The sequence below is a fragment of the Phenylobacterium sp. NIBR 498073 genome (assembly GCF_027286305.1).
In the GTDB taxonomy this organism is placed as follows: domain Bacteria; phylum Pseudomonadota; class Alphaproteobacteria; order Caulobacterales; family Caulobacteraceae; genus Phenylobacterium.
Map to the genome: position 1 here is coordinate 2,056,993 of NZ_CP114599.1, position 12,016 is coordinate 2,069,008.

Here is a 12,016-nt window from a genome sequence, read left to right on the forward strand (position 1 = left end):
CGTCGAAACCGCTCGCCGTTTCGGCTAAACGCCGCATGATTGCAACATCCGCACGACTCGTAAGGACCGATCCATGACCAGACGCGCCGCCGTGATTATGGCCGCCGGCCAGGGCACGCGCATGAAGTCGCCGACGCCGAAGGTGCTGCACAAGGTCGGCGGCCGCGCGATCCTCGACCGGGTGATCGACACGGTTCAGGCCAGCGGCTGCGAGCGGATCGTGGTGGTGGTCGGCAATCACAGTCCCGGCGTCCGGGCCCTGGTCGAGGCGCGCCTGGGCGCGGCTGCGGTGGCGGTGCAGGATCCGCCGCTGGGGACGGCCCACGCGGTGCTGGCCGCTCGCGAGGCGCTGGCCGATTTCGACGGCGACGTCCTGATCCTCAACGGCGATTGCCCGCTGCTCGAGGCTCACCACCTGGAGCCCCTGTTCGAACTGCGCGCCGCCGGCGTCGACATGGCGATGCTGGCGTTCGAGCCCGCCGACCCGCTGCTCTACGGCCGGGTGCTGCGCGGCGCCGACGGCCATGTCCTGCGCATCGTCGAGGCCAAGGAGGCCACGCCCGAGGAACTGGCGGTCAGGGTCTGCAACGCCGGCATGATGGTCGCCGATCGGGCCCGCATGTTCGGCTGGCTCGGTCAGGTCACCAACGACAACGCCAAGGGCGAATACTACCTGACTGACACCGTGAAGATCGCGGTCGCCGAAGGCGGGCTGGTCAAGGCCTCGATCGCGCCGGAGAGCGCGGTGATGGGCGCGGACACCGCCATGCAACTGTCGCAGGCCGAGGCGGTCTTCCAGCAGCGCCGCCGCGCGCACTTCCTGGCGCAGGGGGTGCAGATGCTGGCGCCGGAAACCGTCCACTTCAGCTGGGACACCCAGATCGCTGCGGCCGCCATGATCGAACAGTTCGTGGTCTTCGCGCCCGGCGTAAGCGTCGAGACCGGCGCGGTGATCCGCGCCTTCAGCCATCTCGAGGGCGCGGTGGTGAAGGCCGGGGCCCTGATCGGTCCCTACGCCCGCCTGCGTCCGGGGGCGGAGATCGGCGAGGAGGCGCACATCGGCAACTTCGTCGAGGTCAAGAAGGTCAAGGTCGGCGCCGGCGCCAAGGCCAACCACCTCAGCTATCTCGGCGACGGCACGGTGGGCGCGAAGGCCAACCTCGGGGCCGGGACGATCTTCTGCAACTACGACGGCTTCGACAAGTTCGAGACCCATGTGGGCGAGGGGGCCTTCGTGGGATCGAACTCGGCCCTGGTCGCTCCGGTCGTCATCGGGGCCGGCGCCTATACCGGCTCGGGCTCGGTGATCACCCGCGACGTCGCCCCCGACGCCCTGGCGCTGGAGCGCAGCGCCCAGGTCGAGAAGCCCGGCTGGGCCGCCCGTTTCCGCGCCGCCAAGCTGGCCAAGAAGGCGAAGAAATGACGTCGCGGCGCGTCTGCGCTTGGCCTATGTCACCGCCATGAACACAGCAGACGATCAGAAGCGGGCCGCCGGCGAGGCCGCCGCCACCCTTGTCGAGAACGGCATGACCGTCGGCCTGGGCACCGGCTCGACCGCCGCCTGGTTCGTCAAGGCGCTGGCTGCTCGGGAGCTGGACATCGTCGGGGTGCCGACCTCGCTGGCGACGGCGCAGCTGGCGCAAAGCCTGGGTATCCGGCTGGGCGATCTTGGCCAGTTGAAATCAATCGACCTGACCATCGACGGCGCCGACGAGATCGGCCCGGCCCTGTCGCTGATCAAGGGGGGCGGCGCGGCCCTGCTGCGCGAGAAGCTGGTCTGGGAGGCCTCCCGGCGCTGCGTGGTCATCGCCGACGCCGAAAAGCGCGTGGCCAAGCTGGGCAAGTTCCCGCTGCCGATCGAGGTCGTTGCCTTCGGGCACGAGACCACGGCCCTGCGGATCTGCGACGCCCTGGCCGAGTGCGACCTGGGGATCGCGCCGCGTTTGCGCATCAAGGACGGCGCCCCGGTGAAAACCGACGGCGGCAACCTCATCTATGATGCAGCTTGCGGGCGTATCGAGGACCCCGCCCAGCTCGCCGACGCGCTGAAGAGCGTGACCGGCGTGGTCGATCACGGCCTCTTTCTGGACCTCGCGGACATGGCCCTGGTGGGCACGCCGGACGGCGTCGTCACCCTCGAGCCGTAAGGAGTCATCTGTGGCGAAGTACGACTACGACCTCTTCGTGATCGGGGCCGGTTCGGGCGGGGTGCGGGCCGGGCGGCTCGCGGCGCTGTCGGGCGCCAAGGTCGGCATGGCCGAGGAGCACCGCGTCGGCGGCACCTGCGTGATTCGCGGCTGCGTGCCCAAGAAGTTCATGGTCTACGCCTCGGAGTTCGCCAACCAGGCCCAGGTCGCCGAAGGCTACGGCTGGAGCGTGGGCGAGGCGCAGTTCGACTGGAAGCGCTTCCTGGAGGCCAAGGATCGCGAGATCGCCCGCCTGTCGGGAATCTATGTTACCAATCTCAGCAACGCCGGGGTCGAGATCGTCCACGCCAAGGCCCGCCTGAAGGACGCCCACACCGTCGAACTGGTCGGCAAGGGCGAGGTCACCGCGGACAAGATCCTGATCGCCACCGGCGGGCGGCCCTGGACGCCGACCGATTTCGCCGGCGCCGAGCACATCATCACCTCGGAAGAAGCCTTCCACCTGCCTGAGCTGCCCAAGCGGATCATGGTCGCCGGGGGCGGCTACATCGCCGTCGAGTTCGCCGGCATCTTCGCGGGGCTGGGTGTCGACACCACCCTGGTCTATCGCGGCCCGAACATCCTGCGCGGCTTCGACGACGACATCCGCTCGCACGTCACCGAGGAGATGAAGAAGCGCGGCGTGAAGATCATGCTCGGCTGCCAGCACCAGAGCATCGAAAGGACGGCCAGCGGCCTGGTCAGCCACATGGACGGCTGCGGAGACATCGAGACCGACGTCGTGATGTTCGCCACCGGCCGCAAGCCGTACGTCGAGGGCCTGGGCCTGGAGACCGCGGGCGTGGCCCTCAACGAGGCCGGCGCTATCGTCGTCGACAAGTTCTCGAAGACCAACGTCGACAACATCTGGGCGGTCGGCGACGTCACCGACCGGATCAACCTGACCCCGGTGGCGATCCGCGAAGGCGCGGCCTTCGCCCAGACCGAGTTCTACGGCAATCCGACCAGCTTCGATCACGACATGGTCGCCTCGGCGGTGTTCTCGCAGCCGCCGGTCGGCTCGGTCGGCCTGTCCGAGGCCGACGCCCGCCATCTTCATGGCAAGGTCGACATCTACCTGTCCCGCTTCAGGCCGATGAAGACGACCTTCTACGGGGGCGACGAGCGTTGCATGATCAAGCTGGTGGTGGAGGCGGGCTCCGAGAAGATCCTCGGCTGTCACGTGGTCGGCCCGGACTCGCCGGAGATCATCCAGATGGCCGCCATCGCGCTGAAGATGGGCGTGACCAAGCCGCAGTGGGATTCGACGTGCGCCGTGCACCCGACCTTGGCCGAGGAACTGGTGACGATGCGCGACAAGTACGTGCCCCAGGGCGCGGCGGCGTGACGGCTGCGGAGGCGAGCGCCCCGATCCGGGAGGCCTCCTGGTACGGCTGGGTGCTGGCCTTCGCCTTCGTTCTGGCGCCGGTCGCCGGCTGGGTCGGGCCGCTGGCCTTCGCGCCGATCGTGGGCCTGAGCGGCCTGCTCAGCCTGGGCGCGCTGCGTATGGCCGAGCGGGACCGCCCGGCCGCCCTGGCGATCCTGGTGCTGTCGATCTGGGCGCTGGTTTCGATGGTCTGGAGCCCGTTCCATCCGACCAAGGCCGGGCAGGCCACGGCCATGAAGCTGATCCTACAGGGCGTCCTCTACTGGGCGCTGTTCCGGGCCGGGGCTGCGCTGCCCTCGGCCAGCCGCGTCCTGGTCCTGCGCATCTTCGCCTGGGGCATGGCCCTGCTCGGCGCGCTGCTGGCCATCGAGGCCCTGACCGGGGCCGGCGTCTACCAGGCGCTGCGCAATGCGATGGGCGACCCGATCCGGCCGGACCTGGCGGTCAAGAACGTCGCCCAGGGCGGCTTCGTCCTGGCCGTGCTGACCCCGGCCGCGGCCCTGGCGGGCTGGCGCGTCGGCGTCGGCGTCTGGCCAGGCCTGCTGATGGCTGCCGGCGTCCTGGGCGCGAGCTTCGGCCTCGACGCCGACGCGCCGGTGATCGCCCTGGTCCTCAGCGCCCTGGCCGTCTGGGCGGTGTGGCGCTGGCCGGCCTGGGCCCCGCGCGTGCTCGGGGCCGGGGCGGCGGTGTTGTTCCTGGCCGCCCCCGCGGTCGTCTGGGCCACGCGCCAACTCGGCTGGTTCCAGACGCTGGAGCGCGAGGTGCCGCTCTCCTGGTCGCTGCGGATGGGCTATTGGCGCCATGCGGCCGACTGGATCGGCGACCACCCGCTGCGCGGCTGGGGCATCGACGCCAGCCGCATGTTTGGTCCCGGCATCACCCTGCACCCGCACAACGGCCCGCTGCAGGTCTGGCTTGAGCTCGGCCTGATCGGCGCGGCCGCGGCGGCGGTGTTCTGGTTCGTGGCCATCGCCAGCCAGAGCCAGCCGCACCGCGACCTCGGCCGCGGCGCCGCCGTCGGCACGGCGGTCGCCTACCTGACCTTCTCGGCCGTCTCGTTCGGCGTCTGGCAGGAATGGTGGCTGGCGGTCGGCGGATTGGCGGCGGCCGGATGCATGGCGGTTCTGCGACAGGGCCGGCCGGAAAACGCCTAGCAGGGGGCTCAAGGCCTTCCTACGTCATCGACTGCGCAATCATTCTGGGTTTAGAAGCCCTCGGCCCGTTCGTCGTGCGGGCGCGGAGTTGAGCCATGACCGAACATTGGACGCCTGCCTCCTGGAGGAACAAGCCCGCCAAGCACGTGCCGACCGACTATCCGGATCTGGCCGAGGTGGCGAAGGTGGAGCAGGTCCTGCGCGGGATGCCGCCGCTGGTGTTCGCCGGTGAAGCCCGTCGCCTCAAGAGCCTGCTCGGCGATGTCGCTGAGGGCCGCGCCTTCCTGCTGCAGGGCGGCGACTGCGCCGAGAGCTTCAAGGAATTCCACGCCGACAACATCCGCGATACCTTCCGCCTGATCCTGCAGATGGCGGTGGTGCTGACCTTCGCCGGCGGCAAGCCGGTCGTGAAGGTCGGGCGCATGGCCGGCCAGTTCGCCAAGCCGCGCTCGTCTCCGGTCGAGACCGTGAACGGCGTCGAGCTGCCGTCCTATCGCGGCGACATCATCAACGGCATGGAGTTCGACGAGGCGTCCCGTCGCCCCGATCCGCAGCGCCTGCTGCAGGCCTACGGCCAGTCGGCCTCGACGCTCAACCTGCTGCGCGCCTTCGCCGGCGGCGGCTATGCCGATCTCTACAACATCCACCGCTGGACCCTGGGCTTCGTCGCCGACAGCCCGCAGGGCGCCAAGTACCGGGAGTTGTCCGAGAAGATCAGCGAGGCGCTGACCTTCATGGCCGCCATCGGCGTCACCCCGGAAAGCCAGCCCGACCTGCACCGCGTGGAGTTCTTCACCAGCCACGAGGCCCTGCTGCTGGGCTTCGAGGAGGCGATGACCCGCGTCGATTCCACCTCGGGCGAGTGGTACGACACCTCGGCCCACCTGGTCTGGATCGGCGAGCGCACCCGTCAGCTCGACGGCGCGCACATCGAGTTCTTCCGCGGCATCAAGAACCCGATCGGCGTGAAGTGCGGCCCGACCATGGAGCCGGACGATCTTCTGCGGCTCATCGACGTGCTGAACCCGAAGAACGAACCGGGCCGGCTGACGCTGTACGGCCGCTTCGGCCACGACAAGATCGCCGAGCGCCTGCCGCGCCTGCTGCAGGCGACCAAGAAGTCCGGCCGCTCGGTGGTCTGGGCCATCGACCCGATGCACGGCAACACCCTGACCGCGGCCAACGGCTACAAGACCCGGCCCTTCGACCGCATCCTGTCGGAGGTGAAGAGCTTCGTGCAGATCGCCGAATCCGAAGGCGTGCACCCGGGCGGCGTCCATCTGGAGATGACCGGCCAGAACGTCACCGAGTGCCTCGGCGGCGCGCGGGCGCTCTCCGAGGGCGACCTCGCCGACCGCTATCACACCCACTGCGACCCGCGCTTGAACGGCGAGCAGGCGTTGGAGCTGGCCTTCCTGGTGGCCGAGAAGCTCAAGGAAGAACGGCTGGAAGCGGCGCTGCGCGCAGCGATCTAGCCGGCGAAGCGCGGGCGCTTGGCGCTTCCGCGGCCGGTTCGGCGAGCGCCGGGGTGAGCGCTCGCTTGTGCCTTGGCGGGCGCCGGGCGCCTGGAAAACGAGCATGCCGGCCAAGCCGCCCCTTGCGGCTTGTGTTGCAACGCGTCACGTTCCGCGCCTTCTTTGAAAATCGGTGAGATCATGGCCGACCCGGCCCAGGCTGCTCTTCCCTTGGGAGAGCGCGAAATCGACGTTGTGCGCAAGGAAACCGCGGAGCTGTGGAAGCTCTCGTGGCCGGTCGTGCTGTCGCGCCTGGGCATCATGGTCATGGGCCTGTCGGACGCCATCGTCGTCGGCCGCTTTTCGGCGACCCAGCTCGGCTATCACGCCTTGGCCTGGGCTCCGACCAGCGTCGTGGTGACCATGTGCGTGGGGCTGCTCACCGGGGTGCAGGTGATGACGGCCCGGCGGATCGGGCAGGGGCGGCGCGAACTGACCGGCGCGGTGCTGCGCCGCGGCCTGTCGTACGGCTTCTGGATCGGCGTGGTGTCGATGGCGATCACCCTGGCGGCCGGCCCGACCTTCCTGCACGTCATCGGTCTGGACAAGGACCTGGCCGACGGCGCCGCCAAGGCGATGCTGATCTTCGCCCTGTCGCTGCCAGGCTACGCCTTCAGCGTGGCCGCCAGTTTCTGGCTCGAGGGGCTCGGCAAGCCCAAGCCCGGCGCGGTGATGATGTGGCTGGCCAACGGCGTGAACCTGGCCCTGCTGCTGGTCCTGGTGCCCGGCAATTTCGGCCTGCCGGCGCTGGGCGCGGTCGGCGGCGCGTGGGCGACGACCGGGGCGCGGACCTTCCTGGCCTTGGCGATGCTGGCCTATATCTGGCGTATGCCCGAGGCGCGGGCGCTCGGCGTGTTCAACAAGCCGGAGCGCGACAAGCCGGCCGAGGTCGAGCAGCGGCGTATCGGCTACGGCGCGGGCGCCTCCAACTTCTTCGAGGTCGCGGCCTTCGCCTCGATGAACATCTTCGCCGGCTGGATGGGCGGCCTGCACGTCGCGGCCTGGGCCGTCGTGCTCAATGTCGCCGCGCTGGTCTTCATGGTGCCGCTGGGCCTGTCGACCGGTACGGCGGTGATGGTCGGCCGCGCCTATGGCGCGCGAGACCCCCGCGGGGTGACCCGCGCCGGCCTGATCGGCTTCGGCATGACCGCCGTCTTCGGCCTGGTGATCTCGCTGGTGATCTGGCCGTCCGCAGGGCTGATCAGCCAGGCCTACACTTACGACAAGATGGTGCTGGCCATGGCCTCGGCCGCGCTGGTGCTGTCGTGCCTGTTCTTCCTGGTCGACGCCCTGCAGGTGGTCATCGCCCAGGCGCTGCGGGCGCGCGGCGATGTCTGGCTGCCGACCTTCACCCACCTGACCAGCTATGTGCTGGTGATGATGCCGCTGGCCTGGTTCCTGGCCATCCATCTGAAGATCGGGCTGAACGGCATCGTCTGGGCGGTGATCGCCGCCTCGTTCCTGTCGGCCGGTCTGCTCAGCGCGCGCTTCTGGATGCTGGCCCGCCGCGGGTTGTAGCGGAACTATTTTTCGCGCGGTGAACGGTCGATTCACGCTGATCTGCGAGGGTGCCGGCCATGGTTCTCTCGCCGAAGACCGCCGCCCGCTGCCTGCTTGTCGCCGCCGCCCTGGTGTGCGGGATCGGCATGGTCACGCCCGGCCTGCAGGGCGTGGAGAAGAACTTCGTGCCGGCCGACAAGGCCGCCCACTTCATCGCCTTCTATGGCCTGACCGTCCTGATGATGGCTGCGTTCCCCAAGAACCGCCGCCTGGAGATCACCCTGGCCGCGGTCATGCTGGGGGCCTCGATCGAGGTGGCGCAGATGCTCACCCATCGCGGGGTCAGCTTCAGCGATCTGGCCGCCGACGCGGCCGGCGCCTTTGCGGTCTGGGTTCCGATGTGGATCCAATCGCTGCGTAGCCCGCCGGTGGTCGAGCGCCGCCGCCGGGCCAGCGACCGGGTTCCTGAGGCCTCGTCGGTCTAGGTCACAAGGCCGGACAGGCCGGGCGCCACCGAGCTGCTTGCGTGAGGCAGCGCGAGCGCGACGCGCCGCATTGTCGGCGTTGGGAACCGTTTCGCGGCTTAGTGAAAACTCTCAGGCTAATCCGCGGCGGCCGCTTTAAGATGAAGGATCGGCCGTTTGCCCGGCGATGAATGGGACGTCGGCGTTAGGCGAGCCGGCTGGGCGTGACTGACGTAAGGGCGTCTCGGACGCCGAACGACTGAGATGAAGGACATTCGTGTTCCATTGTTTGCGGTGAAGTCTGCTCACGCTTGAAGCGTGTGGTTGTCGGTCAGCGATGAGGGGAATGCTTGAGGCCGCGCGGCCGAATTGCGACTGCTGAACGGCGCGGCGCACTCGTCGGCGGCGGAGCCGGGGCGACGAGGCGTTCTTGGCGGCAAGGGAGTCTGGACGTGGCCGCTCGTCCTGTAGGGGATCGCCTGGGCGCGATTAGAAACCCGCCCAGGCTTCCAACGCTTAGGCCGTCTGCAGTTGACCAGCGGACGTCTTACCGCTGCGCTGATCGCGTTCTAGCTCGTAGCCAAGCTTCTGGCCTTCGTTCAGGGAGGCCATGCCCGCTCGCTCGACCGCTGAAATGTGGACGAACACGTCCGGGCCGCCGTTGTCGGGTTGGATGAAGCCGAAGCCCTTGGCCGTGTTGAACCACTTAACTGTGCCGGTAGTCATGAGAAAATGTCTCCGAATAAGAGTTTTTGCGCGCTCGATATGAGGCGTAGCTTAAGTTTTTCGAGAGGGTTCAAGAGGGGCCGCGGTTTGACTCTAGAGTCAAAATATCTGTTCGGCCGAAATTAAATCGCAAATCGATTTTGAAAGCATCTCACGTATTTCAACTCGCTGCGAGCGAAAAATAAAAATGACTTTCCTGCAATGCGATATTGGGGCGCGAGCCGTTATCACCTCACGCTCAAAGAAGATTTGTGCTAAGTTTGTTAATGCAAAAGGAAATCGAACTCACGCGATTGATCGCCGATCTCCAGGCTCGATCAGTTGTCCACCATCACATCATCATGCAGTTGGTTCGCGATAACGCTCGGGAAGCAGGTGACCCGCGCGCCTATCTGTCCGGCCTTGCTGAAGATCTTACGCAGATTGTTGATCAGAGCCTACCTCTCGACGACGTGCGCACTGCGGCGATGAGCATGCGGCAATATTTCGACGAGTTTCTAGTCAACGTCGGAGCCGAACTGTTGATGAAGCAGCAATCCGACAAGTCCTAAGCGCGGCCTGACCGCGCCTGCGCGGCGCGGGAGCCCAAGCTGTGGCCGCTATTGCGGCGGGTTTTGGAGGCTGGCGGCCAGCGCGCTGGCCTACTGCCGCTGCCGCGACTTGGCTTCCTCGTCGCGATTGATTTGCGCCCGCTCATTTTGCCTCGCGCGCTGGTTCTTCTTTTTCAGGCGCAGAAACACTGCAAGTCCGCCTGCGAACCCGGCGACCATGAGCACCCCAAGACTTTCGAGGTTGTCGCGCAGGCGCCAAGCGTAGAAGCCCGAAATGATCGCGTCAGCGGCGAGAAGCAAACCGGCGCCTGCAACGCCGGCCATGAAGAGGCTGCCGGTGGGGCGCGGCGCGTATTCTTCCGCTCTGGAGGCGGCCATCTTGTCGCGTCTCTTCTCTTCCATAGGCGACTATATCACACGCATCGCTCAGGTGGGGTCACAATAAGCCATACTGAGCGACCGACGCCGGATTGGTTGGGGGGCCGAACCTAGGCCTCGACGCCCAGGATCCAGCCTTCCTCGGTTTCGGCGTCGACGATCACCTCGGCCGCGGAGCTCTTGGCCCCGAAGATCGCGCCCAGCTTGCCGGTCTCGTCCAGTCGCGCGAAGTGCTCGGCGGTGACGCGGACCTGAGCTTGGTCCTTGATCTCGCCAGGCTGCGGCTGGGCCTTGTAGAGCGAGGGGTAGACCTCGGCCACGACCACTTCCACGCCGGCTAGATCGGCTTCGGTCAGCGCCTTGAAGCCGCCCTCGAACGGCCAGACCTTCACGGCCTCGCCGCGGGCCAGCTTGAGGCGGCGGACGGCCGGAATGCCCAGGATCGCCTGACCGCCGACCGAGCCGTTATAGTAAAGCTTCCAGATGGAGGCCGCGCCCTTGGCGGCCAGATCCGCATGCCGGAACTCGGGCAGGTCGTCGGGGCCATGGGCCCGCGGGCGCTTGGGCTGCAGGGTGGTCAGCGCGTCCTTGGGCGGGCAGCCCCAGAACGGGAACGGGCCGCCGGTCAGCCGCCGGTTGATCTCCGAGCCGACGCCGAAGCGGTTGTTCGTGTTGTCGGCCTTGTCCTTGACCATCTTGTCGAGCTGGTCCCAGACCGCGCGCCACGGGAGGTCGCCGGGCAGGGCGAGCGCCTTGGCCAGGCCGCGCGGGAAGCCGAGCGGGAAGTCGAAGCCGACCAGCACGCGCTCGCCGCGCTTCTGGAAGTCGTCGAGGATCTCGCCGAGCTTCTTCTCGGCCTCGGCGCGGGTCGAAGGATTGAACGCCTCGAACGAAAGCCGGAAGCGCAGGTCGCGCTTCATCACCCCGATCCAGACGGAGTCAGGACCCGTGGCGGGCTTGGCCGCCGCGCTCCAGTCGACGATCACATAGGCGCTGAACAGGCGGGACACGGGAAACTCCGGCGGCGACTAACCCTTGGCTTGTAGCGGCTCGATCCCGAGCGGCCAACGCCCTCAGGTCAGCTTGACCAGCATCTTCCCGAAGTTCTCGCCGGAGAACAACTTGAGGAAGGCCTCGGGCGCGCGCTCGATGCCCTCGACCACGGTCTCGCGCCACTGCAGCTTGCCGGCGGCGTGCCACTCGGCCAGGTCGTGATGGAAGGCCTGCAGCAGGTCGTAGTGGCTGGAGACGATGAACCCCTCCATGCGGATCTGCTTGCCGACCGCCTGGGCGATGTTGCGTGGTCCCGGCGGCGGAGTGGTGGCGTTGTACATCGAGATCATCCCGCACAGCGCAAAGCGGGCGAAGGGCCGGGCCGAGTTGAGCGCTGCCTCCAGGTGGTCGCCGCCGACATTGTCGAAATAGACGTCGATCCCCTCCGGCGCGGCGACCTCCAGCGCCTTCATCAGGTCGGGCGCGGCCTTGTAGTCGATCACCTCGTCGACGCCGAGTTCGTCCTTCAGGAAGCGGACCTTCTCCGCCCCGCCGGCCGAGCCGATCACCTTGTGGCCCTTGAGCTTGGCGATCTGGCAGACCATCGAGCCGACCGCCCCGGAGGCGGCCGAGACGAAAACCACGTCGCCGTCCTTCAGGGCCGCGACCCGCAGCAGTCCGGCATAGGCGGTCATGCCGGGCATGCCGGCCGCGCCCAGGAACGCCTGCGGCGGCAGCCCCATGGTGTCGAGCTTCTGCACCATCGAGGCATGGGCGTTGAACGCCTCGCGCCAACCGTAGTTGGACTGCACCAGGTCGCCCGGCTTGAAGCCCTCGTCGGCGGAGGCGACCACCGTGCCGATCGCCCCGCCGTGCATGGCTTCGCCCAGCGCGAAGGGCGCGGCGTAGCTCTTGGCGTCGTTCATGCGGCCGCGCATGTAGGGATCGACGGTCATCCAGTCGTTGCGCACCTGAACCTCGCCGGCGGCGGGCGCGGGCAGGGTGATGGAGGCCAGTTCGAAGTTGTCGGCGCTCGGCGTGCCGACGGGGCGGCTCTTAAGCCGGACCTCGCGCGAGGTGGTCATTGCAGCGTCTCCCTTGCCCGCCTGTCGTTGTCAGCGGCCCATGTTGGCGCGCGGCGCAGGTGGCGTCGAGTGGGGCTT

12 protein-coding genes are annotated in these 12,016 nt (G+C 67.9%); 8 read left to right on the forward strand and 4 right to left on the reverse strand.

The window, feature by feature from the left end; translation table 11 throughout:
• Positions 1–73 precede the first annotated feature (73 nt).
• From glmU to O4N75_RS10310, 7 genes are all read left to right on the forward strand, one after another.
• Positions 74–1,423: a bifunctional UDP-N-acetylglucosamine diphosphorylase/glucosamine-1-phosphate N-acetyltransferase GlmU gene (glmU, locus tag O4N75_RS10280; protein ID WP_269629252.1), complete on the forward strand. Its 1,350-nt coding sequence runs from the start codon at positions 74–76 to the stop codon at positions 1,421–1,423.
• Positions 1,424–1,460: 37 nt separating this feature from the next.
• A complete protein-coding gene (gene rpiA / locus O4N75_RS10285; protein ID WP_269629253.1) occupies positions 1,461–2,147 on the forward strand; it encodes a ribose-5-phosphate isomerase RpiA in 687 nt (228 codons plus the stop codon).
• Positions 2,148–2,157: 10 nt separating this feature from the next.
• On the forward strand, positions 2,158–3,534 hold the full coding sequence (gene gor, locus O4N75_RS10290) for a glutathione-disulfide reductase (RefSeq protein WP_269629254.1): 1,377 nt from the start codon (positions 2,158–2,160) through the stop codon (positions 3,532–3,534).
• Positions 3,531–4,727 carry an O-antigen ligase family protein gene (locus O4N75_RS10295; protein ID WP_269629255.1) on the forward strand — a complete coding sequence of 399 codons (1,197 nt, stop codon included), beginning with the start codon at positions 3,531–3,533 and terminating at the stop codon, positions 4,725–4,727. Before gor ends, O4N75_RS10295 begins: the two co-directional genes overlap by 4 nt.
• Positions 4,728–4,822: 95 nt before the next feature.
• Positions 4,823–6,202 (forward strand): 3-deoxy-7-phosphoheptulonate synthase class II, encoded by a 1,380-nt coding sequence (locus tag O4N75_RS10300; protein ID WP_269629256.1) that lies wholly within the window; start codon positions 4,823–4,825, stop codon positions 6,200–6,202.
• Positions 6,203–6,382: 180 nt separating this feature from the next.
• A complete protein-coding gene (locus tag O4N75_RS10305) occupies positions 6,383–7,759 on the forward strand; it encodes an MATE family efflux transporter (RefSeq protein ID WP_348649540.1) in 1,377 nt (458 codons plus the stop codon).
• A gap of 59 nt (positions 7,760–7,818) precedes the next feature.
• Positions 7,819–8,226, forward strand: coding sequence for a VanZ family protein (locus tag O4N75_RS10310; RefSeq protein WP_269629257.1), 408 nt, complete (start codon positions 7,819–7,821; stop codon positions 8,224–8,226).
• 495 nt (positions 8,227–8,721) lie between these two features.
• Here O4N75_RS10310 and O4N75_RS10315 read toward each other — a convergent pair whose 3' ends face one another.
• Positions 8,722–8,931, reverse strand: a complete 210-nt coding sequence (locus O4N75_RS10315; RefSeq protein WP_267229763.1) for a cold-shock protein — start codon at positions 8,929–8,931, stop codon at positions 8,722–8,724.
• A 266-nt stretch (positions 8,932–9,197) separates the two neighbouring features.
• Here O4N75_RS10315 and O4N75_RS10320 point away from each other — a divergent pair, with 266 nt between their 5' ends.
• Positions 9,198–9,482, forward strand: a complete 285-nt coding sequence (locus O4N75_RS10320) for a hypothetical protein (RefSeq protein ID WP_269629258.1) — start codon at positions 9,198–9,200, stop codon at positions 9,480–9,482.
• Positions 9,483–9,572: 90 nt separating this feature from the next.
• On the opposite strand, the gene O4N75_RS10325 is transcribed toward O4N75_RS10320, so the two are convergent.
• The 3 genes from O4N75_RS10325 to O4N75_RS10335 all read right to left on the reverse strand — a co-directional run bounded on the left by O4N75_RS10325 (position 9,573) and on the right by O4N75_RS10335 (position 11,938).
• Positions 9,573–9,884 (reverse strand): hypothetical protein, encoded by a 312-nt coding sequence (locus O4N75_RS10325; RefSeq protein WP_269629259.1) that lies wholly within the window; start codon positions 9,882–9,884, stop codon positions 9,573–9,575.
• A gap of 86 nt (positions 9,885–9,970) precedes the next feature.
• Positions 9,971–10,870, reverse strand: a complete 900-nt coding sequence (locus tag O4N75_RS10330; protein WP_269629260.1) for a cobalamin biosynthesis protein CbiG — start codon at positions 10,868–10,870, stop codon at positions 9,971–9,973.
• A gap of 63 nt (positions 10,871–10,933) precedes the next feature.
• Positions 10,934–11,938, reverse strand: coding sequence for an NADP-dependent oxidoreductase (locus O4N75_RS10335; protein ID WP_269629261.1), 1,005 nt, complete (start codon positions 11,936–11,938; stop codon positions 10,934–10,936).
• Between the last annotated feature and the right edge of the window lie 78 nt (positions 11,939–12,016).